This is a genomic window from Mesorhizobium sp. M0292, assembly GCF_040321695.1.
In the GTDB taxonomy this organism is placed as follows: domain Bacteria; phylum Pseudomonadota; class Alphaproteobacteria; order Rhizobiales; family Rhizobiaceae; genus Mesorhizobium.
This window is the reverse complement of the sequence record NZ_JAMYSB010000004.1, coordinates 402,590-425,379: the sequence shown is the minus strand read 5'-3', so window position 1 is coordinate 425,379 and position 22,790 is coordinate 402,590. Positions and strand designations below refer to the sequence as shown.

Genomic DNA, 22,790 nt, shown 5'->3' with positions numbered 1-22,790 from the left:
GCCAACCAGCACATTGCCGGTGGCCGGGCCGAACAGGCCGGCCCCGATGCTGTCGATGTCGGCAACCGCGGTCGGCACGTCATCGACGATGTTGACGGACAGCGTGCCTGTGGCGTTCTGGCCGTCCTGGTCGGTGAGCGAGACGGCAAGGTTCTCGAACAGGCTGTTGGTGGAGGCGCCGGTAGCATGGGCCTCGTTGTCGAGCAGCGTGTAGGTATAGCTGACGGTGCCGGTTGCGGGATTGTAGCCGGTCACGTTCAGCGTATTGCCGAGCGCGGTGGTGAAGGAGCTGGCGGTGAACACGCCGTTGGTGATGAAGGCATGGCCGTCGATGGTCAGCGAGGCGATGCCGTCGGGCGAGGAGATGGTGAAGGTGCCGCCCTGGGTGGTGCTTTCCTTCGAGGTGTCGGAGCCGGCCGATTCGCCAACGCCGCGGCTGGCCAGGAGGTCATCCTCATTGACGGTGACGTCGCCGCCGTTGGCGGCCGGCGTCAGGTCGGTGATCACCGGCGGCGAGTTGCCGATCGAGATGGTCAGCGTGGTGTGCGAGGTGTCGCCGTCGCCGTCCTTGATGGTGTAGGTGAAGACGTCGTCATGGCCACCGGCGGAGCCGGCATCGCGGGTATAGGTGTAGGTGCCGTCGGCGGCCAGCGTCAGCTTGCCGTAGAGACCCTGGATCTGCACGCCGAGTGTTGCGGTATTGTCGAGGGCGGCATTGGTGTCGCCGGCGACGACGCCGACCACGGCAGCGCCGTCGGCGCCCTTGGTATCGGCAACCCCGTCGGTCGTGTTGCCGTCGAGGGCATCGGTTCCGCCAACCAGCACATTGCCGGTGGCCGGGCCGAACAGGCCGGCCCCGATGCTGTCGATGTCGGCAACCGCGGTCGGCACGTCATCGGACACCGTCACGTTGACCGTGCCTGTCGCCTGGGTGCCGTCGGTGTCGGTGGCAACCACGCCGAGATGGCCCAGATCGACTAGGTCGTCGGCGTTAATGCTAGGATGGGCATCGTAATTGTTGTTCAGCGTCGCCGTCACCGTTGCCACATTGTTGGCAACCGCCAGATCCAGCGTCACCACAGTCACGGCGCCGTCATTGCCGACGACCTGGGTGTCCGACACCCGGGTCCAGGTCAAGTTGGCGGTGTTCAACCCGCTCAGGTCGGTGCCAAAGGCGATCGAGGCCATCGCATCCGAGCCCGGCGTGAAGGTGATCGAGTTCGAGGCGAAGTCAGCGCCGGCCGGCGTCGAGCCGTCACTCAGGTTCTGGTCGTCAAGCGCCAGCGTGATCGGAGCGCCGGCAACCGGGGCCGCGCCGTCCGTGATTGTGAAGGCGATGTTGGCCGTCGACGTGTCGAGATCGCCGTCCGTCACAGTGTAGGTCGCGTTAACAGCTACCGGACCGGAACTGTTATCCACCGAAGCGTCCGGCGTGAACGAGTAGGACCCGTCCGCCTTCACCTGGATGGTGCCCGCGCCGATGTCGATCAACTGCGAATAACCCGTGCCGGCATCGAAGATCAGCGCCGTGCCGTTGATATGCGTCACCGTCGCGCCGTCGGCGCCGGCGACGAAGTCCAGCGTGCCCGTCAGCGCCGGGGCACCTTCCGCAATCGACTGCGAGGCCTCATCATGCGCCGTCGGCACGTCGTCGACGATCTGAACGGACAGCGTGCCCGGAAGGGACACGTCTCCGTCGGTGTCGGTAACCGTCACCGTCATGTCGTCGAAGATGGAATCTGTCCCCGCGTCGGGGTGAGTCGCGCTATGGACGAGCGTGTAGCTGTAGCTCACCTGGCCTGTGCTGGCGTCGTAGCCGTTGACGGTCAGCGTGTTGCCGAGCGGCGTGATGATGTCGATCGGCGTCGATGCGCTGTTGGCAAGAGCCGCGCCCGAAATCACCTGGCCGGCGATGGTCAGCGAGCCGACACCGTCGGGAGAGGCGATGGTGAAGGTGCCGGTGTTGTGTTCGGAGATGTCGCCGTCAACGCCTGGCGCCGACGCTTCGCCCGAACCTTCCGGCCCAGGGCTTTCCGGCAGGCCCTTTTCATTGACGATGGTGTCGCCGCCCTCGACGGAAGGCGTCAGGTCGATGATCGACGGTGTGGAATCCGGCCGCAGGCTTGGGAACAGCTCGCGATGATCCGGCTGGCCGAACGCCAGGTCTGTCGGCGGCAACAATGCGGAAAGATCGAAGCCGTCGCCGATGCCGCCTGGGGGAACCGAGAAGTCTGCGCCTGCGCTTGGGTTCGAGCCTCCGGGGCCGGCCGAGATCGAACCATCGGCACCGAAGGCGACATCGACGTGGCTCGCTTCAAGAGCGGCCAGCAAGGCCACGCGCGGAACTTCGACATCACCGATGATGAAGGTCGGCACGTTGAGCGCGCCATCCTTGATGAGGATGACTGAACCGTCGGCCTGTTCCAGCAACAGATTGTGGCCGTCGACCTTGATGTTGTCGATGGAGACGTCCGCCGGAAGTTTCACGATGTTGCTGGCGTCGGCCACGTATTCATGCGGCGCGGCTGCCGCCGGCGCTTTCGCCTCCGCGGGTGCTGCCGGCTGAACGGGTGCGCCACTGCCGACATCGACCGGCACCGGCTCGGCAGGCGCCGCCTGAGCGGCCTGCGCTACCTGGATGCCTGCCTGCGATGGCGAGCCGCCATGTTCATGTGAAGAGTGCTCGTCCCAAGAATTCGAGACGGTATCCAAATCGTTACTCGTCGTCATCGCCAAACCCCTCCGGCATTTCCCGGATAGAGACAGTGACGACTTCTGCTTTGCAACTGTCCCGCAATCAATTTCATATATCCCGATATGCAAGTCTCGGCATTTTTTACGTGTGGTAAACCCGGAAGATATAATCTGATATACATTGGCCGCGCCGCGCTTCGTTTGATATCCGCCGGCTGAGCTGGATTGGTAAACAGAAGTATAAATTTGAATAAAACTTTACACAAAATGGGTGTTCCCGATTGAAGGAAGCTTATCCACCTTCCTTTCCAGTAATTTGAGACAAGATTGATACCGTCCACAGTCAAGAGGTGGGCGTTATGAAAAAAGAAAAATCTGCCCTGGGAATAACCGGGCTCAGGCTCATCCTGCTGGCAATGGCGATCACAAGCCTGCCGCAGCCATCATCCGCGAAAGCAATTACCGTGAATGCCGGCGCTGCCGCTGGAGTTCTGGCGGCGGTCGAAACCCCTTCCAGTCTCGGCGGCGTTTCGCTGGCTCGGCCGCCATGGCAGCCGGTTTCAGCCTACTGGATCGGCATGATTTTCAGCAGCTATGGTCCTGTTGCCGTTGATGAAAAGCGTGGTTCTTCGATCGCGCCGCCCGCCGCCGGGATCGACCCGATCCAGACGGCGGCGATCATTCCCGGCGTGTTCGGTTCTGTTGCCCTGTCGATGCGCAATTTCCCGGTTTCGGCGCGCTGGGCGCCGGTCTACAAGGCAATTGTCGACTGTACCGCGAGCAGCGCGTGCGAACGCAAGAACAGCGCCTTTGCCGAGATCGTCAAGGCAGCCGGGAACAAGCGCTTCATCGATAAGTTGTCCTTCGTCAACTCAAGTATAAATCGCGCCATCGCCTACAAGAAGGATAGCGCGGTTTACGGCAGGCTCGACTACTGGGCCAAGCCCGCGGAAATCCTTGAGCGGCGGGCAGGGGACTGCGAGGATTTCGCCATCCTCAAGATGGCCGCGCTGCTGCATGCAGGCATCCCGGCGCAGAGCATGTCGCTGGTCGTCTTGCAGGATCGCAAGCGCGGTTTCTTTCATGCCGTGCTATCGGTCAGCACCGGCAGCGGCGTCTTCATTCTCGACAGCCTGAGCAACGTCGTTTCGCGCGACACAGACCTGCCGACCTACGTACCGCTCTATTCGTTCAGCACGGATCGCGCGTGGATCCATGGCTCGAAGACCGGTTCTGCTCAAATAGCCGATATCAAGGGCGGCCTTTCGACGGTCGCGCCTGGTGAAGGTGTGCAGCCGTAAGCTCCCATCAGAGAGTCTTGAGCGCTCTATCTCTTGTTTGACGCAATTTTCCACGGAAACCGCTCACACTTTTCCCGGAATTGCTCTAGCCGCCGAAGACGAACGCCATCAGCAGTTCCGGCTCGACCACCGGCGCCCGCACCGCGCTCAGTTGACCGCGGTAGCGGCGGTCGCCGGCGCCTATGACGAAACCGGTCGCGACCGGCGTCTCGCCATTGGCGTCGAGCCTGGCGAATATGTCGGCGACATTGAGGTCCAGCGCCAGCTTGAGATCCTGGCGCGCGTCCTCGTTCGGCGCCACCGGCAATTGCCGCCGCACCAGTTGCTGGAACGGCGCATTGAAGGTCAGGATCTTCTTCGACGATGCCAGGGCAAAGGCCGGCGAGGGACAGGCGACGAGAATGGCGCTGATGGTCTTGATCGACGCGAGCCTCTGCAAGGTGAGGTTTTGGTCGGCCAATCCACGCATGCAGGCTACGCGAATTGCCGATGTCAGGTTTCCGGCGTTGGCGTGGCTCTCTGCAATTTCCTCGATCAGTGTGCCGATCGTGCATTTGCGGCTTTCCGCCATCTGCTTCAGCGATGTCCAGAACGCCCGTTCCAGACGAATGCCGCGGCGCATGCCGCCACGCGCCACAACCCGGAACTCCAGTCCGAAATCCTCTGCCGCCAGCGGTGGCAGCAGCCGGTCGCGATCGGCAGGAAGGGAGACCGCGCTATCGCTCACTCATTGCCTCCTCTCGCGCCTTGTTGATCGGCTTCATAAGGTAGGTGAGAATCGTTTTGCGTCCGGTCTTGATGTCGACCGAACAGATCATGCCGGGGATGATCGAATAGGTCTTGCCGTCGCGTGTCAGGGTCGATTTGTCGGTGGCGACACGCACCTGATAGTACGGTTCGCCGGTCTTCTGGTCGACAAGGCTGTCGGCAGTGATGTTCGACACCTTGCCTTCGATGCCGCCGAAGATCGAGAAGTCATAGGCGGTCACCTTGATCAGGGCATCCTGGCCCGGCCGGATGAAGGCGACGTCCCGCGGTGAGACCCGGGCTTCGACCAGCAGGGTCTCGGACGTCGGCACGATACCCGCGACGACCGCGCCGGGCTGGACGAAGGCGCCGACCGTATTGATGTCAAGCGTGTTGACGATACCATCGACAGGCGAACGGATATCGGTACGCGCCACCTTGTCGGTGGCACCGCGTATCGTCTCGTCCACCACCGAGAGATCGGCCAGCGCCTGCGTCAGATCGCTGAGCGCTTCCTGTTGCAGCTGCAGGCCAAGTTCGTCGACCTGAAGCTTGGCTTCCGTGATGGCAGACCTGGCTTTCTTGATGGTCTCTCCGGCAAGCGTCAGCTGACCATTGAGCTCGGTCTGCTCGCGCTCGACGCGGAGCTGCTCGGTTCGCGCCATCAGGCCTTTCTTGACCATCGCTTCGACCAGCTTCGCCTCCTGGTCGCTGACGGCCAGGTTCTTGGTGAGGCGATCGGCATTGGCGTTGGCTTCGTCGAGTTCCTTCTCACGCTGATCGAGCCGCGACTTTAGAACCGACAGTTTGACTTCGAAGTTGTCGCGCCGCGCGATTAGCAGCTTCTGCTCGTTGTCGCAGATTTCCGGCGCCACCTTCTGGATCTCGGGCGGACAGGGAAACGCGCCCTCGAGGCTGCCGGTCTGTTCGAATTGGAGCCGTGCAATGCGCGTCTGCAGCGCCCGCGCCTTGGCCTGCTGCTCGCCAAGGCTGGAAGTGTTGAAGGTGTTGTCGAGACGAATGATGAGGTCATTCTTCTTGACGACCTGACCGATCGTCACGGCGATTTCCTGAACCACGCCCGGCTCGCTGGCCTGGATGATCTGGGTCTTCGACGCCGGTATGATCTTGCCGTCGCCGCGTGCGATTTCATCGACCTCGGCGAAGGATGCCCAGGCTACCGAACTCGCAAAAAGCGCCCCGATAATGAATATCGAAGCCGACGCAAAAAGCGGCGGACGGTCTTCCCTGGCTAGCATTTACCACGTCCCAACGTGCTGTGTTCACGCATAATTCTGTTCGTCAGGCGCTTGTTTTCTGCAGCGCTTGTATCACTTGGTCTTTCGGTCCATCGGCAACGATCTTGCCCTGCTCGATGACGATCAGGCGGTCGGCCAGCTCGAGCATGCTGAAGCGGTGCGTCGATACGATCAGGGTCGTGTTGCGATCGAAAGCCACTTTGAGCTGCTTGATCAGCTGGCGCTCGGAAGCCAGATCCATCGAGCCGGACGGCTCGTCCAGGAACACGATTTTCGGTTTGGTCAGCAACAGGCGGGCAATTGCCATTGTCTGCCTCTGACCGCCCGAGAGATTGGTGCCGCGCTCGCCGACATTCATGTCGTAGCCTCGCGGATGGCGGGAGACGAAGTCGTCGACGCCTGCAGCCTTGGCCGCCTCGACGATCTGCTCATCGGTCGCCTCCGGGCACGCCATCAGGAGATTTTCCTTGATGGTGCCGGAAAATAGATCGTTGGCTTGCGCGACGATCCCGACCGCGGCGCGAACCTCAGATGGGTGGTATTGGCGGATGTCGATCCCGTCCAGCAGCAGCTCGCCGGAGGTCGGCAGGAAAAGCCTGCCGATCAGCCGCCCCATGGTCGTCTTTCCCGAGCCTATGCGGCCGATGATGCCGATCCGCTCACCGGGCTTCACCGAGAAATTCAGGCCGGTCAGCACTTCGTTTTCGGAACCCGGGTAGACAAAGCCGACATTCCTGAATGCCATTGCACCGTTGCGAATGGGGCGGTTGACGAAACCAACCGTGTCCGGCCGATCCTCAGGCTGCGCCATGATCGAATTCACCATTCGCAGGGACAGCATCGCCTGGCGAAGTCTGGACAAGGTGATCGCAATCTGCCCAAGCGGGGCCACCGCCCGGCCCGCCAGCATGACGGTGCCGATGATGGCGCCGGTCGAGACATGCCCTTCCGAAAAGGCATAGGCGCCGGCCACGATCAAAGCGACGGTGACCATCTGCTGGATGGCTTGGGTTATGTTGCCGGCGGCAGCCGAAAGCTGTTTGATCTTCTCGGACGTGTTGGATGCGTTCTTGGAATGCTCCGCCCATTTTCGCAGAAGGTAAGCCTCTGCGCGCAGCGATTTGATCGTTTCCAGCGTGGAGATGGATTCCACCAGCAGGGCCTGGCGCTGCGAAGCCTCGTTCATGGAAGCGGCAACGCGTTTGCCGATGCGCCGTTGCGTGATCAGCCCGACGATCACCGAGGCGACAAAGGCAATGGCCGGTATGACGACCAGCCAACCGCCTATCGCATAGATGACAAGAAGAAAGACGAAGACGAAGGCTGTGTCGATGAAGACGCTGATGGTGTTCGACGTGAAAAACTCGCGCACGAACTCGTACTGGGTCACCCGATTTGCATATTCGCCGGTTGAGCCGGGCCTTGCGGACAAGGACGAATTCAGCACCTTCTCGAAAAGCATATAGGAGATGCGAAGATCGGCCTTGCGCCCGGCATAGTCGATCAGTGACGCTCTGGCGGTCTTCAAGAGCAGGTCGAACAGAATGACCGCGCCGATCCCGATCGACAGCACCCAGAGCGTCGATATGGCCTTGTTCGGCAAGATCCTGTCGTAGACGTTCATGGTGAAGATCGGTGAGGCAAGAGCCAGCAGATTGATGAATACCGCCGACAGGATGACCTTCGAATAGGTGCGCCAGAACGGCCCCATCGTGCCGGTCAGCCAATGTCGCCGCTCGATCTTGGCCGCCGAACCGACGCTCATCGCCTCTACTGCGTTGGCATAGGTTATCGAGAAGGAAACGCCGCCACTAATATAACTTCCGGAAAACTCGGATTTGCTAATTGTGGTGCGCCCGTCTTCCTGGGGAGCGGTCGTAAATCCACCGTCCTCGGTCTGGGCAAGCAGCGCAACCGGCAACTGGCTGACGCGAAACAGAATGGCGGGAAGGTCGATGCGTCCGCGAAGAAAGTCGCGATGGCTGAATTCCGTGATTTCAAGACCGATGCGTTCGGCAAGATGCCGGATGGCGTCGATATCGATGCGGGTGTCTGACAGCGGCACGCCGGCAAACAGCACGGTCTCGGAACTCGGCCTGCCGAGGTACCCGGCAACAGCGGAGAAGCAGGCCTTGAACGCCTCTTTTGGGGAGAGGATTTTGGGTTGTGGGTTCACGATCAGCCCGCAGGACTATCGTTCGTCCTTGACCTTCCTACTTCTTTCTTACCGGTGCGAGGATGTCGAAAGGCAGATCGTTCGTCTGCTCCGACGGCGTGCGCGCATACGTTTCGGTGTCGGCCGTTTCAGGCGCATTGAACTCGGCCTTGGCATAGGCGGTGGCCTGTTTTGCCGGCTGAAGATTCATGGTCTTCAGCAACTGCCCGGTTGCCGCCAGCAGCCGGTACTGCGCGAAAAGCGACGCGTAGGATGCGGTGTCGGCAAGCGTAGCTGTGTTGAACCGCGTGTTCTGCGCGTCGAGCACGTCGAGCAGCGAGCGCTGTCCGACCTTGAACTGCTCGCGATAGGACGCCACCAGCCTTTCGTTGGCGGCAGCCTGAAGCTTCAATGTCTTTGCCAGATCGGCCTGCCGGAAGCGGCGATCCCATGACGTACGGACGGCTTCCTCGATCTCGCGCAGAACCTGGTGCAGCACAAGGCGCTGCTCGCTGGTGCGGCGGACCTGCTCTTGCTCGTTGGCTTTGTCGATGCCGCCGCGATAGAGGTTCCAGCGCAGCACCAGCCGCGCCTGCAGGTCGCTAGCGTCGCCATCGTCGCCGTCGATGTCATAGCCGCCGCGGGCGCGGCCTTCGGCGATGACGGAGGGCCCGAATTTCGCCCGCGCCGCATCCACCAGGGAGGCGGCGGCGTCGATATCGCTGTTGGCCATGTGGACGCGCGGATTGTTCTGTCGCGCCAGCCCTAGCGCGTCGTCGAGCGACCTTGGCAGCGCGCTCGAGACATCGCCTGGCCTTGACGCGTTGGTCAGCGGCTTACCGACCGTCTTGAAGAACCGTATCTTGGAAGCCTCCAGTTCTTCGGTCGCCTCCTGCATACGTGCCTTGGCAGCGAACAGCCGCTCCTCGGCCTGCTGGCGATCAGCCTCGTTCAACGCGCCGCCTGCAATACCTTGCCGGATGTCGCCGAGGATTGCCTGGTGAAAGCCCAGATTCTTCTTCGCTTCCGAAACGATCGAAGCCTGCAGCATGTATTCGAGATAGTCCTGGACGACAGACAGTCCAATGAATTCAGACCGTTCCAGCACCCGGAACGATGCGCCGTCGACCCGCGACGCCTGGCGGTTCAGTTCCGCCCGCCTTGCGCCGCTGTCATAAAGCGTCTGCGTGACAACGACGTCGGCTTCCGCCGGATAGAGCGCGTCATCCTCTATGGACAGCGAACGCCGGGAGGAATTGTCGAGACGACGAACCCCCGCCGACGCCTCGACATCGACGCTGGGAAGATAAAGTCCCTTCGCTTGGCGCAGCTCGAATTCGATTGCTTCGCGGTTTTCGATCGCCTGGCCAATTTCGGGGTTGGACTCCACCGCAACCGCCATCGCCTCCTGGAGAGTGAGCGCGTGAGCATTCCCACAACTCAATATGGCGACCGTCGTCAGCAGGCCGAGGCGCTTGCCTATCGCCGACATAGATGTCGTATTCATTTCACCCCACCCCAACGTTCCCATGCGCCATTATTGCCAGGCGTTACAACTCAACCGTGATTGTTCACAAATTTGCAAAATATGGGAGCACTTATTGATTTAGTGACCGCTAAAACGCTAAATTCAAGCAAAATTCTATAGAATGTCGCAAAAATGGCACATAAAATACCCACTGCGGTTTTTGGGTAACAGCCTTCCGAGTTTGAACAGGCAAGCGAAACCGCTCCGGGAAGGAGGACCGCAAGGCCCCCTTATGACCTATTTTCTCCTGATGGCTTGACTATTTCTGGGTGTACTTTTTCAGCGAGGTGACCGACAACATCTTGGTTGGCGGCTACAATCGGCAGGATAATCTTAGCCCGTTTGCCAAGAGCCTGGAACGGACACCCCGGCCTTTCTTCGACCTGAAGCGTGGGCATAAATCCCGGAGCCGGCGAATAAAACATACTCGAGGCGCTAGACCGTCGGCTGGTCGCGCGCTGTTGCCGCAGCTGCCGATCTGCAACCGCCCCCATTTCCGCCGTTCTGGACCCTGTCTCCCAACGTTTGCAAAACGAGGTCAGCTATGGTCGGCAGTTTGGGGGTCGCGGGAGCATACGGGATGATACGGGACCTTTCAGATTTTGGCCCACCAAAAATTCAGCAAAATCAACAATTTCCGTTCGCCCTCCGGGTCCACCAATAACTCACGGCTTACGCCGAACTCTTTGTTTTGTGAATTGAGCGCTTTCCCGAAAGTATGTGCCTTTGGATCGACATAGTCGTCAGTCCGTTCGTCTATTCACCTTCTGGGATGCCACCTGTCACACGTAACCCAAGAATTTCAGCTTCGAAAGACTTCCAGCGATTCGTGCGGCAATCGGCGGCTACGACGTGCAACAGGATGGGTTCACACGACCGATGGCTCAAACCACGGGAAGGCGCTCGTTGACAGTCACTATGGTTGTCACGGCCTCACGCTTCAGCTGTCGCTGTCCGCCCCGCCGGCGCTGGGAGGGTCACCACCGAACTTTGGATGGTGTCTCTGGCCGGGGGATATCCAGGTTTCTATGAAATCCACGGATCTACGCTCCCCGTCATTTCCTTCGCGAGCGTCAGACGCTCCTCCAGGCGCTGCTCACGCTCCTCGTTCGTGCACTTGAGGCGCTCACGCGCATCCGCGAAAAAGCACTCTACCGTCAAAGCCTTTCCCCACCTCTCGATAATTTCGCAAGCTGCTGCTGGCTATCGGCGGAACGTTGATGCGCAACTGTGACGGCGGTCGTTACCGTGGCTCGAGTGTCAGCAGATGTGGTAAGGCTGATTGTCGACGAGTAGCAGAGGGGTCCAGCAACAATGACTTTGAGACGAACCAGAGCTTACGGCGGATCCGGCTTGGTTCTGGCGGTTTGCACAGTATTGGCTTGGCAAAACGCCACCGCCGCTCAAGATTGCTACGCAGCCGCGACGCCTGGCGTCAATTGGCAGGAGTGTGACAAAAAGCTTCTCATCCTAGAAGGACAGGACCTGAGCGGGGCAAACCTGTTCGGTGTTGATTTCACTTCGACCGACCTCAGGAACAGCAATCTCCTTGCGGCAAATTTTGAGAAGGCAACGCTTGTGCGCGCTTCCCTGGCCGGCTCTACCGCCAAAGGCGCCCGGTTCGACAAAATCGAGGCGTACAGGACCGACTTCAGCCATATGGACGCGCAGGGCGCCGTGTTTACGGGCGCGGAAGTGCAGCGCTCGAATTTCCAGGACGCCAATCTGGTCAATGTTGATTTCACAAAGGCGGAATTGGGGCGTGCGCAGTTCCATGACGCCGATATCAGCGGCAGCCACTTTTCGTTTGCCAATCTCGCGCGGGCGGACTTCCGAGGAGCGAAGTTCACCGCACCGATAGACTTTGAGGGCGCTTTTTTCTTTCTGACCCGTATCGAGGGCCTCGATCTATCCAATTCGGCGGGTCTGTCCCAGTGGCAGCTCAACATGGCTTGCGGGGACGCCCGGACCGAGTTGCCTTCTGGCATGACGAGGCCAGAAAATTGGCCCTGTCAATTCCAGCAGGAATAGCCCGCCCGTCCGCTTCCCGCCCAAAGGCTGCCGGGCGGCAAAGCGCCTCAATTCAGTCCTCGGCCGCGGGTCAAAGCACGACACTGCGGGACATTTCCGGCAATCTCATTTACCGGCGAACGACAACGACTAAATGGAGGACGGATGCCCAAGGTCAAAGGTGATACCGCTCTGGACAAGGAGCGCGCCAAAACAGAGAAGCTCCTCAAAAAGGTTGGATACACCGCCTTGAAGGAGGCCGGTGTGGTATCCAAGCGACCCGACCTCCCAAATCTAAAGGTTGAAAAGCGAGGGAAATAGCGCGGACACTCGCATGCTGACCTGACGAGGGCACGCCCAAAATGTAGACGTCTGCTTTGCCTTCTCAAGCTAGGAGCGTGCAGGCGGCGCTTGCGAGAACCACAAGGCGGACTGCTGGGCCGGAAGAACTGTCGTATTTCCGCCCCGGTGCGATCCGATACTTCACAACTTTTTCACTTTCAATTGGGGGGCCATATCATATGAACGAAGAGACCGGCGTTCAGAAGTTGGTGCGCACGCTGCGTGCTCGAGCACCTGATGACGCAGCTGAATTGCTCGCTAGAGAGTCTCCCGAGTTCATCCGCGACACACTAAAGCTGTTGCCTGACGGGCACGCCCGTAAGGTGGCCGAGCATTTGCCACAGCATATGCGGCCCATCAGCTCTCATGATGGTGACATGGGTTTCGCGATCCCCGAGTCGCTCATCGAGGTGATGGACCCGATCCCCGCCAGCGTTCCTGTCGGGACGACGGTTGCTGCCGCGGTGGAAGCTGTCAGAGGCGCCCAGGTGCCGACCGAGCTCACTTATCTCTACGTCACGGACAAGGGCAATAAACTGGTTGGCCTGGCGGTCCTGCGCGATCTGATGCTGAGCGAACCCGACGCGATTGTCGATCACATCATGCTGCCCAGGCCGTTCGCTCTTTATGTCGGTCTCTCTTTGAGTAACGCATGCAAGGCGGCGGTACGGCGTCACTATCCTGTCTATCCGGTGGTGGATGCGGAGAACCGGCTGCTCGGGCAGGTTCGCGGCTGGCGATTGTTCGAGCAGCAAATCATCGAGATTTCCGCCCAGTCTGGACAGATGGTAGGCCTCCAGAAGGAGGAGCGCTCTTTTACGCCGCTGTTTTCAGCCTTCCTGAAGCGTCATCCGTGGCTGCAGTTGAATCTCCTGACGGCCTTCATGGCCGCATTCGTGGTCAGTTCGTTCACAGGCACGATCGAGAAGATCGTCGCTCTGGCGGCGTTTCTCCCAGTCTTGGCCGGGCAGAGCGGAAACACCGGCTGCCAGGCACTGGCTATGACGCTGCGTGGCCTTGCCCTGGGGGATGTGGACAAACTTGGTGATGAGAGAGGGCGCGCTCGCGGCCGCCAACGGCGCGCTCGTCGGCGTTGTTGCGGCTGCGGCGATGTGGTTCTATGCCTCGAGGCAACCGGAGTCGGCGGCGCAGGCGCCGATGCTGGCACTTGTGATCCTGCTTGCCATGTCCGGAGCGTGCCTCATGTCCGGCATCTCCGGCGTGCTGATCCCGTTGGGCCTGCGCCGGGTAGGCGCCGATCCGGCGGTCGCCTCGGCGATCTTCCTCACCACCGTGACCGATATTGTAGGCATGGGCCTGATGCTGGGGCTGGCCACCATGCTCGTGCTGTAGCAAGCTGCGTGCGGTGACGCGTCCCTGGGCGTTGAGGCAATGAGCTGACCTCGCGTTCAAAGAAATTGCAAGACCCGGGCCGAATCGCACACGCGTCGTGAGAAGCACCTTCCGGCAGCTCTCCGGCCCCTTGCGAAACGCGACGGAAGGCCTTTGGAAAAGCCGTGGGTGACCTTGAAGCCTGGTGACCAGATACGCAGGATCGCCCACCCAATATTAATCTTGTCGGCTGTGCGATCCACGCTGATGATTTGATTTTGTTAAGCCTTGGGCCAAATACTTCAATCACGTGCAGCAATGTTGAGAAGAGTTTTTGACAATCAGCGGAGCCGAAAAAGGAATAAACCGGATATCTCGTTGCGCAGCTGCAACAGCTGCTGAGACTCGCATAAGTCAGGCGACCGTTCAGTCGCCTTTTTCTTGCAGTCGTGCTAAATCCCTCGCACTAGTCGGGTTTGGGGTGGGTTCTCGGCATGCAATCTTCGTTTCGAACGATCTTCGGCGTCGCCGCAGCGCTGCTTTGTGCCGGCGTGTTGCCGGCCGGCGCACAAGGTCTTTTTGGGGCCTATGACGATGCGTTTGCGGCCCGCATCGCCAGTCCGGCCGACAATGGAACGCTCGCCCAATTCGTCACGGTTGCGGTCAACGCTGGGCAATACGATCAGGCGATCTCCTCGATCGAGCAGTATCTGATCCAATACCCGCGCGATGCGCGCGCCCGGCTTGCGGCCAGCCGTTTGTATTATCATGTCGGGTCCTATGAATTGGCCCGGCGGCAGGTGCAGTACGGCATCGAAGTCGGAGGTCTGACCGCAAGTGAGCAACAGGAAGCTGTACGCCTGCTCGCCCGCATCGAGCGCGCGTTGCGTGGCGTCACCTGGGAACTCGCCCTGACCGGCGGCGTATTCAGCGCATTCACCGATTTTGAGCCAGGCGGGGCGCAGGACGACGACAGCTTCGTCTCGCCTTACGGGCAGGCGGAAGGTTTTGTGCGGTGGGACCTCGGCACGCCAAGTGCCGACGCGCTCGTTCTTTCGGGGTCGTTGACCGCGACTGAGCGTCTTTTCACGGAAGACCTGTCGGTTCCGGGTGGCGAGAAGACTTTTATCCATGGCAACGCAGCGATTACCTGGGACAAGGGACTGCCCAACAGCGGGATCGATTCGCTGCGCCTGCTGCTTTCCGCGTTCACCGTTACGGATCGTTTCGACAGCGACATTTACGAAACCGGTATCGGCCTCAGTGGACGTTTCGTCGTTCGCCCGACGGTCGAGACGACGCTCTTCGCCGGTGGCGGCTACATCGATCTAAGCGCCTCGCAAGGCATTTTCGCGGATAGCAGGGTCTTCTATGAGGCAGGCGGCAGCTACCGCTTCCGCAATGGCCAGGCGCTCGGCTTGCGCTTTGTCGGCTCGAATGACTTCGCTTCCGGATCGGGCGAAATCAGCCGCAGCTATACGGGCGAGGTCCGCTATGGCGGACTGTTGATGAACGTACCGGATCTTTTCGCATGGTCGCACCAGATCGCCTTATCGGCCGGCCACAGCGACACTCCCGATCTGTCCGTCGGCATCGGCACAAATATCAAGAGCGACTTCTGGCGCATTGCCTCGGAAAGCGATTTTCAGCTGACGGAAGCGCAGAAGATCAGCGTCGATCTCGCCTACCGCAAAACCAACTTCGCCCTCGCCAACCGCGACCGAAAATCGTTCGAAATGCTCATGAGCTATACGTTGACGCTCAATTGAAAGAGGCCGCGATGAGGTATCATCTGATCGTCATTTTTATCGCCTGCCTCGCCTTCGCGGCACCATCCGCTGCTGAGACGGTCGGGTCGATGACGGCCTATCAGACCATCATCGTCCGCAATAACGGCGGGACGATGAACGTTGGCGCCGGCGTCGAACTCGGCGACCAGTTGCGCAGCAATCCCACCGGTCTCGGAATGCTGGTGTTCCGGGATGAATCGAGCGCCAAGATTGGTCCAAACACCAGCCTGACGATCGATGAGTTCGTCTACAATCCGGGCTCCGGGTCGGGAAAGATCGACATCGGGATGAACAGCGGCCTGGCCCGTTTTTATGGCGGCCAGGTTTCGAAAGGGGGCGTCATGCAGGTTGCGACGCCACACATGGTGCTCGGAGCGAGAGGCGGCATCATCGAAGTGCTGGTGGCAGCCGGCCAGACCGTCGGCATATTGCGCGCCGGCCGTATGACCTGCACGATCAATGGCAAACGGCTGGTCATCACGAACCCGGGCTACGCCTGCACGTCGGACGATGGCAAGCTTCTGGCCGGCTACGGCGGCATCGACGCCTTCCCGATCTTGGACAGTATCGACCGGATAGCGGGAACCGGCCTGCCGGGCGCACCGGGTCCTGGGTTGGACGTAAGCGCAATTTGTGCGTCGGCTCTAGGCTCCTCGCTCAAAGTCTGCGGGTCCAGGGACGGCGCACTGCCAGGAGTGGTCATGGAATTCCCTGACAGCCCAACGCCACCTGCGGGCAGCGGGGGGCGGCGGGGCGAGTGTGAGGGTGAGGGTTGCTGCTACTACTACAACTGCGATTAGGCCTGGCTGCACGAGATGAGCCACTCGGTTGGTAGGCGCTGGGCTGATTGGCGGCAAGCCGGCAGGCGCAAAATATCCGGCCTTGTGGTCGTGCTCCTGCTGCTCGCTTGCCATTTGGCTTTTGACGGGCCGTTGTCGCGCCTGCGTGAGCGGACGTACGACTTTTATCAGTTTCTCGCCCCACGCCAGGCGACGAGCAATCCTGTCGTGATCGTCTCGATAGACGACGACAGCCTCAAGGCACATGGGCGATGGCCCTGGAACCGTGGCCTCCTGGCCGATCTGGTCGATGGCATCACGCAATCCGGCGCGGCGGTGGTCGGGCTTGCGCTGGTACTCCCCGAGGCTGACACCTCGCCTGAGGGCATCGCCGGAGACAAGCGCCTGGCAGCGGCGCTGTCCAAAAATCGAACGGCGCTTGCCGTCAGCCTGGGCAATGAAGCGACGGTTTCAGAAGCAGAACCCAAAGCCGGCTGGTCGATCGTCGGGCAAGTACCCGATACACTTCCCGGCTTCACCGGTCTTACCGGGTCGCTTGCCGAATTCTCGAACGCCGCCGCAGGCCTAGGCGTGATTCGCACCTTGCCCGATCCCGACGGCGTACTGCGCCATGTGCCGCTGCTCTGGCTTCGCAACACCCCTCAACGCGCGCAGCTGTGGCCGTCTTTCGCACTCGAGCTCCTGCGCCTTTACGCTGGACAGGACGGTTACACAGCCCGGATGAATGCAGCCGGGTTCGACGCACTCAGGATGGCAGGCGCCATTGTGCCGCTCGAGCCGGAGGGGAGCATCCGCCTCTGGGAAACCGCCACCGACACGCCTCGCCTGTCTGCCAGCACTATCCTTTCGGGCCATGGCGATCCGCGGCTGCGGGACGCCATCGCCATTGTCGACCTGTCGGCTGTGGGCCTGACGCAGTACCTGCCCACGCCGACGAGTCCAGCGCGACCAGGAGCGGAGATCCACGCCGATGCGATCGGCCAGATGCTTGCCGGGCGCTTCCTGGCAGAGCCAGCGCACGCGCGTATGCTCGAGCGGCTCTGGTTTCTCCTCAGTGCCGTCGTTTTCATCGGGCTTTCTGGAGTGCTCGCCGGGCGTGTCGTGCTTGGCGCCATCTCCCTGGCGCTGCTGGCCCTCACGCCGTTCGTGTTCGGCGCTCTCGAGTACAGCCTGCAGGGTGCACTCTATGACCCGCTGCAGCCGGCGCTTGCAACCATCATGGTTGCGGGCTTCGAAGGCTATGTCCTCTACAGGCGCAGCGAGCAGCGCCGGTCCACCCTGACGCGACAGTTCTCCCAATATCTGTCGCCCTCCGTGGTGCAGCGCCTCGCAAGCTCGGACACCGAGGCAATCCTGTCCGGCGAGAAGCGCGAGATCACAATTTTGATCAGCGACATACGTGGCTTCACGACCATGAGCGAACAGCTCGACACCCAAGAGATCGCCAAGGTGGTCAACCATTTCCTCGGCATTGCGACCGATGAGATCCTCAAGCGCGACGGCACCATCGACAAGTTCATGGGCGATGCGGTGCTGGCCTTCTGGAACGCACCGCTAGATCAACCCGATCATCGTGAGCGTGCGCTCGACGCGGGCCTGGCCCTTATCGAGCGGGTGAGGCGCGAAGACGCCGCCTTCACCGCGGATGGCCATCGCTCCATCGAAATCGGCGTCGCCATCGAGACCGGCATCTGCTCGGTAGGCAATTTCGGCTCCGAACGGCGCTTCGATTACACCGCGATCGGCTCCCCCGTGAACCGCGCGGCACGGCTCGAATCGACGACCAAGAAGCTGGGCATCCCCCTGGTGCTTGGACCCGGCTTTGCGGCAGCAGCATCGATGCCGGTCGTCCAGGCGGGCGCCTTTGAGCTCCAGGGTTTCAAGGGCGAGGTGCCGGTTTTCACCGTTCCGGAGATGCAAGCTGCTCAACAAGGTATGAGCCGCGAAGTAGAGAGCCAACGTGGTGAGAAATCTGGCGCCCCCGCCATGGTGGTTGGTTCGCCGCCATCCGTGCAAATGGCGCCGCTTGACCTGACACCCCGAACCCGGAGCATCCGCTGATCGGATCCAGCGGATCGCAAGATGCAATTGTCACGGGCACAGACGGACATCTTGTTTCGGCGACCATCGAGGGATGCGACGGCTTGCGTCACTCGTCCTTGAAAGTCACCTTCATATGTTTTTGGACCATCGAGGCGAGGTCCTCGGCATCCCAGTTCGTGAGCCTGATGCAGCCGTGAGAGAAGGTCTTCCCGATCTTGCCGGGTTCGGGCGTGCCGTGAATGCCGTAGCTTTCGATGGAGAGGTCGATCCAGATTGATCCCACGGGATTGTTAGGGCCGGCAGCAATGGTGAAGGGCCGCTTGGTTTTGACTCCCTTGAATGCAAAATCGGGATCGTAGTGATAGGTCGGGTTGTGCACCACCCTTTGGATCTCTGCCTGCCCACTTGGTGCCGGCTTCTCGTCGCTCCCGATCGAGGCAGGGTAGACGGCAAGCGCTTTATTGGAGGGGTCGAGCACGCGCACCTGATGAGCGCCTTTGTCGACTTCCACGCCGGCAATGGTGGCGGGAGGTTCACCCCGGCCAACATCTGGTACCAGCAGCGTGGTTCCAGCTTTCCTGAATCCGGTGCCTGGGTTTAGCCTCCTGAGCAATGGTTCGCTCACATGGAAGCGCTCCGCCAGCTTCTCGATCGAGTCGTGATAGCCAAGCCTTCTCAGGCGAGCCATCCTCTCCATGCGCCCCGGAATGCGTTTGGTGAAGGGGCCGCGTACATCTTTGCGGGTCAGTTCATAGGTGACCAGAGCTGGGCTGGTGGAGGTTGCCATCAGCTTGTCCCAAGTCGCCTGGGTGAGCTTGCCATCTGGCGCCAGTCCGTTCGACGCCTGGAAGGCCTTGACCGCCTTGGCGAAGTTCTCTCCAAGGCGGCCGTCGATGAGCCCCGGTGAGAAGCGCGCACGATCCAAAAAAATTTGCGCCTTCAGCACGGCAGGATCGAGCCCTTTCGGACCGCCGGCGGAGAATTGCGCCTGATTTACCGCGGCTAGATCCAGCTTGGCCGCCTCCGTCCCGCCGCATGCGAAGGCGAGTGCAATGGCGAGGAGGAGAAGGAGCCTGATCATCGATGTCACTCCTTACGTTAAATCGCACCTGATCTGTCTCTATGACGCGCTGTGGCAGATCTGGTTCCATTCGCCGGTAGGAGGATCATAGGCAACCAGCCTTACGCCGCCGACCGGTCCGCGACGTTCGATGCCCATGCCTTGCCCCTCACGAGAGGCGTTGCTGGCCGCGCAGATCGGCAGTGTAAAAATGGTCTGGCCATCTTGACGTGAGCTTCTACCTTCAAAACTGCCCAATTACCTGGACCGGCAGTCAAATGGTCTCAGGGCAGCAATGAGGAGATGCGCTGGGAACCCGGCTCGTCGGGCGGGTATTCTATTGATCTTCGGTATCGACAGATCCATGTTCCGTCGTCACTGTGATCGCGTTGTCGCCCGCGATTGCCCTAGCGTATTCGAAGCGCTCCAACTTCTGTTCTGCCGACAGGCCTTTGAACATCGCGGTGGCCGAGTTCGTGATTTTGAAGTCGCCGCAACTCGGACAGCGAAACTCCCGGATGTCGCCAACTGTCTCCGAATTAACGAGTGCCTGCTCATCTGTGATAGGGCAAATTGCGGCCATCCAAGCCATCATGGTCCTCCGTCCTAAGGCCGTCCTCGATTACCCAAAAGGCATCGTCGAGTGCAAAATCCATTTCTGCCGACGCTCACCCCACCTGGAGTACTCCACTGAGTAGATTGCGCTCTCCACTCTCCAACCCGGAATGTGGATTAAAGCCAGTTCCTCGGCGAGCGATTTGCTGGTGAGCGGTAGGCGCTCTCGCTCTGGAGCCTCTCCCAAACGATCGGAGATGTTCATGTAGCGTCGGGCAGGACCGAAGGGCCGGAACGTGGCGTTTTCATCTCTTCGGCAATCACCAGTAGCGCCTCCAGAGCGACGGCGATCCCCGACATCACCGTACTTATGTCTGCGCTGCCGCCGAGCGTCGAAAGTTCGGCCGCTCGCGTTTGCATGCTTTGGCTCAGCTCTTGTAACTTCAGGCGCAGCTCGTCATCCATGTATGTTCTCCAAGCTTGACGCTGGAGGAACGCGCCTGCTTACAACCCGTTCCGCCGGTGGCCGCAGAGAACCAGAGACACCGCAGATGCTACAACTCGCGCTGTGGCGGCGCTTAGGATGGGCGGTGGATTGAGCCTCAGCGACTGACCGTCGGCAAATAGCGGATGCTTCAGTCTCGAAAAGGTGCTGGACGGCTCGATATGCACCGCCCCTTGGCCCTGGGTGCTGGTCCCATGCACAGTAAGGCCGTGCAAGTGCGCGCGGCCTCTGGGCTCAACATTCCAGTCGTCATGGTCCAAAGTTGTCCCAAGGCGGGTTCTCACCAAAGTGGGCGGCGAGAAGCGTTACGAAGCTTTGAACTTTGGCGGAAAGATGCCTTCTTGACGGGTACATCGCGTAGATCGACCGGCTTACCGGCTTGAACTGGGGCATCACTGTCTCCAGCTGGCCCGAACGAATGGCTTCTCCAACAAGGAAAGTGGGGCAAAGTACTATGCCTGCTCCACCCAGCGCCGCATCGCGCAGGAGCTGCCCGTTCGTTGCCGTCATCCGTGCAGTGATTTTTACCGCCACTTCCCCCTTTGGTCCGTCGAACCGCCATTTTCCGCGGCTGGCGCGCAACGCGTAGTCCAGACAATCATGGTCGTGGAGATCCGACGGCTTTGTGGGACGCCCGCGTCTGTCCAGATAATCGCGCGAAGCGCAGACCACCTCGCGTGACGGCGCGATTCGGCGAGCAACCAGATTGGAAACCGTGAGTGGAGCGATGCGTACCGCGACATCCAGGCCCTCTTCCACGATGTCAACCACACGGTCGTCCAACACCAACTCAACCGACACCTCCGGGTAGACCGCGAGATATTCTGCAACGACTCTCCCAAGGTGCATCGCGCCGAAGGAGATCGGCGCGCTGACACGCAGTGAGCCGGTCGGACGTGTCTTGCTCTCGGCCGCGCTCGTACGAACTTCCTCGACATCCTCGATTATGCGCAGACTGCGCTCGTAGACGGAGGCGCCGAGCTCTGTCAGGCTGATGCGCCGGGTCGTCCGGTTGAGAAGGCGTGCGCCAAGCCACTCTTCCAGCATTTGGACATGCTTGCTCACGGCCGCTGGCGATAGTCGCATCCGCTTGGCCGCTCCAGCGAAGCTGCCTTCACCGACGACGTTGGCAAACACGGTCATGCTGGTCAGCCGGTCCAACTGCAATCACCTCTTTCATTCACGTTTCGTGAATTCACCATCCATATCTCCCTCGATTATCAATCCGCAGTGGACAGATTATCTGAAACCAGGCCGGGATCAATTGCCCGATCCGTCTCTCTAACGTTTGCCCGAAACGTTGGCGTCGAGTGCCTTCTCGCGGGCTGGAGGTGATCATGTCTCTGACCAAAGCAGCCCTTCGGGAGAAAGAGGGAGCCACTTTTCGCATGTGGCTCTCCGTGCTCACTGTATCGCTGGGTATCTTTTCGATGATCACTGCGGAGCAACTCCCTGTGGGGCTGATTCCGGCAATTTCTTCCGAGTTGAATGTCTCTATTGGGAGTGGCGGTCTCACGGTGACGATACCCGGCGTAATTGCGGCGTTCGCTTCTATCGGTTTGCCGTTGGCAGTGGGGAGGCTCGACCGGCGTATTCTGATGGCGGGCCTGCTCGCGGTAATGGCTGCGGCGAGCGTGATTTCAGCGCTCGCAACGAACTTTCCCGTTCTGCTCGCGTCCAGGCTGCTCGTCGGGATCACCATCGGTGGCTTTTGGGCGATAGCCGGAAGCATCGCAGTACGCCTTGTTCCTGGACCGTCCGTGCCGCGCGCCATGACTATTGTCTTCGGCGGTGTAAGTGCCGCTGGGTGCTGGGCGTGCCGGCCGGCACGATCATCGGTGATCTAGTCGGCTGGCGCGGCGCGTTCTGGTCTCTCGCCGGCCTGAGCTTTGCCATACTGCTCGCCGCCCTGCTTGTGCTTCCGAAGCTGGAGGCGGCGCAGCCTGTGGAGGTGAAAGCCCTGCGTGCGCAATTGCGCAATCCCGCCCTCCTGTCGGGCGTGGTTGCGACCGCACTGCTGGTGGCTGCCCACTACGGTGCCTACACTTTCGTGAGCCCGGTGTTGCTGGAGGTCTCGGGCGTCACTGCAGGGAGCATAGGTTGGTTACTGTTGGGGTATGGCATTCTCGGAATGATTGGCAACGCCGTCGCAGGCGTCTGGGCCGCCAAATCCGTCGGTCGCACATTGGCCTGCATCGTCATTGGGCTCGGCGCCACGCTGGCTCTTTTCCCGTTGCTCGGGGTCACGCCGCTCACAGGAACCATCCTGCTGCTGGTGTGGGGCTTCGCGTATGGCGCGGCGCCCATTACGCTGCAGACGTGGGTGCTGAGTGCAGCATCAGAAAGCGCGGAGACCGCGACGGCCATCTACTGCTTCACTTTCAATCTTGCCATCTCCGTGGGTACCCTAGCGACCAGTCAGATCGTCGACACGATGGGCGTGAACAGGGTCCTCTGGGTCGATTCCGCCATTATCCTGCTGGTGCTGCTGCCGGTGTGCCGCGCACCCATGCTTAACCGGAACATCGGAAACTCGTAGACAGCAAGCCATCCTGTGCCGCCCATCTGGCAATGATGTGATAGGTTGAAGTAGATCTTCGTTTCCTCTGTCTTGAAAGTCACGCGCGTCACATCAAACGCGGGTTCCGCCGCACCGTGCGGGTGCCGAT

General features: G+C 60.6%; 18 protein-coding genes. 9 read left to right on the top strand and 9 right to left on the bottom strand.

Going from position 1 to position 22,790, the window contains the following annotated elements:
• A partial coding sequence (locus NKI96_RS08930; protein ID WP_352803786.1) for a beta strand repeat-containing protein occupies positions 1–2,730 on the bottom strand: 2,730 nt, incomplete at its 3' end.
• 323 nt (positions 2,731–3,053) lie between these two features.
• Here NKI96_RS08930 and NKI96_RS08925 point away from each other — a divergent pair.
• Positions 3,054–3,995, top strand: coding sequence for a transglutaminase-like cysteine peptidase (locus NKI96_RS08925; protein ID WP_352803783.1), 942 nt, complete (start codon positions 3,054–3,056; stop codon positions 3,993–3,995).
• Positions 3,996–4,080: 85 nt separating this feature from the next.
• Here the strand turns inward: NKI96_RS08925 and NKI96_RS08920 are convergent, their stop codons facing one another.
• The 4 genes from NKI96_RS08920 to NKI96_RS08905 are packed head-to-tail and all read right to left on the bottom strand — an operon-like array spanning position 4,081 to position 9,663.
• A complete protein-coding gene (locus NKI96_RS08920) occupies positions 4,081–4,722 on the bottom strand; it encodes a ribbon-helix-helix domain-containing protein (RefSeq protein WP_023681069.1) in 642 nt (213 codons plus the stop codon).
• Positions 4,712–6,001, bottom strand: a complete 1,290-nt coding sequence (locus tag NKI96_RS08915; RefSeq protein WP_023691466.1) for an HlyD family type I secretion periplasmic adaptor subunit — start codon at positions 5,999–6,001, stop codon at positions 4,712–4,714. The genes NKI96_RS08920 and NKI96_RS08915 overlap by 11 nt, the downstream gene beginning before the upstream one ends.
• Positions 6,002–6,044: 43 nt before the next feature.
• On the bottom strand, positions 6,045–8,177 hold the full coding sequence (locus NKI96_RS08910; protein ID WP_023691465.1) for a type I secretion system permease/ATPase: 2,133 nt from the start codon (positions 8,175–8,177) through the stop codon (positions 6,045–6,047).
• 37 nt (positions 8,178–8,214) lie between these two features.
• Positions 8,215–9,663, bottom strand: a complete 1,449-nt coding sequence (locus NKI96_RS08905; RefSeq protein WP_023681072.1) for a TolC family protein — start codon at positions 9,661–9,663, stop codon at positions 8,215–8,217.
• A gap of 1,335 nt (positions 9,664–10,998) precedes the next feature.
• Between NKI96_RS08905 and NKI96_RS08900 the strand changes: the two genes are divergently transcribed.
• The 6 genes from NKI96_RS08900 (at position 10,999) to NKI96_RS08870 (ending at position 18,019) form a co-directional block, all read left to right on the top strand.
• The gene (locus tag NKI96_RS08900) at positions 10,999–11,715 is read left to right on the top strand and encodes a pentapeptide repeat-containing protein (protein WP_023691463.1); all 717 of its coding nucleotides are present in this window, start codon (positions 10,999–11,001) and stop codon (positions 11,713–11,715) included.
• A gap of 144 nt (positions 11,716–11,859) precedes the next feature.
• A complete protein-coding gene (locus tag NKI96_RS08895; protein WP_023681074.1) occupies positions 11,860–12,015 on the top strand; it encodes a hypothetical protein in 156 nt (51 codons plus the stop codon).
• 200 nt (positions 12,016–12,215) lie between these two features.
• Complete coding sequence (locus NKI96_RS32510) at positions 12,216–13,406, top strand: CBS domain-containing protein (protein WP_502900253.1); 1,191 nt, start codon at positions 12,216–12,218, stop codon at positions 13,404–13,406.
• Positions 13,407–13,919: 513 nt separating this feature from the next.
• Entirely contained in the window at positions 13,920–15,137 is a 1,218-nt protein-coding gene (locus tag NKI96_RS08880) for a tetratricopeptide repeat protein (RefSeq protein ID WP_196814065.1), read from the top strand.
• Positions 15,134–15,958, top strand: coding sequence for a FecR family protein (locus NKI96_RS08875; protein ID WP_031197857.1), 825 nt, complete (start codon positions 15,134–15,136; stop codon positions 15,956–15,958). Before NKI96_RS08880 ends, NKI96_RS08875 begins: the two co-directional genes overlap by 4 nt.
• A 90-nt stretch (positions 15,959–16,048) precedes the next feature.
• Complete coding sequence (locus tag NKI96_RS08870; RefSeq protein ID WP_352518780.1) at positions 16,049–18,019, top strand: CHASE2 domain-containing protein; 1,971 nt, start codon at positions 16,049–16,051, stop codon at positions 18,017–18,019.
• An 88-nt stretch (positions 18,020–18,107) separates the two neighbouring features.
• On the opposite strand, the gene NKI96_RS08865 is transcribed toward NKI96_RS08870, so the two are convergent.
• From NKI96_RS08865 to NKI96_RS08850, 4 genes are all read right to left on the bottom strand, one after another.
• A complete protein-coding gene (locus NKI96_RS08865) occupies positions 18,108–19,082 on the bottom strand; it encodes a L,D-transpeptidase family protein (protein WP_023712243.1) in 975 nt (324 codons plus the stop codon).
• Between the two features lie 316 nt (positions 19,083–19,398).
• Positions 19,399–19,656, bottom strand: a complete 258-nt coding sequence (locus tag NKI96_RS08860; protein WP_023681080.1) for a hypothetical protein — start codon at positions 19,654–19,656, stop codon at positions 19,399–19,401.
• A 221-nt stretch (positions 19,657–19,877) separates the two neighbouring features.
• On the bottom strand, positions 19,878–20,081 hold the full coding sequence (locus tag NKI96_RS08855) for a hypothetical protein (RefSeq protein WP_023667962.1): 204 nt from the start codon (positions 20,079–20,081) through the stop codon (positions 19,878–19,880).
• A 289-nt stretch (positions 20,082–20,370) separates the two neighbouring features.
• A complete protein-coding gene (locus NKI96_RS08850) occupies positions 20,371–21,282 on the bottom strand; it encodes a LysR family transcriptional regulator (protein WP_023691455.1) in 912 nt (303 codons plus the stop codon).
• Positions 21,283–21,458: 176 nt separating this feature from the next.
• On the opposite strand from NKI96_RS08850, the gene NKI96_RS08845 reads away from it, so the two are divergent.
• On the top strand, positions 21,459–21,968 hold the full coding sequence (locus tag NKI96_RS08845; protein WP_352803777.1) for an MFS transporter: 510 nt from the start codon (positions 21,459–21,461) through the stop codon (positions 21,966–21,968).
• The gene (locus tag NKI96_RS08840) at positions 21,938–22,660 is read left to right on the top strand and encodes an MFS transporter (RefSeq protein ID WP_352803774.1); all 723 of its coding nucleotides are present in this window, start codon (positions 21,938–21,940) and stop codon (positions 22,658–22,660) included. The genes NKI96_RS08845 and NKI96_RS08840 overlap by 31 nt, the downstream gene beginning before the upstream one ends.
• The last annotated feature ends 130 nt before the right edge of the window (positions 22,661–22,790 follow it).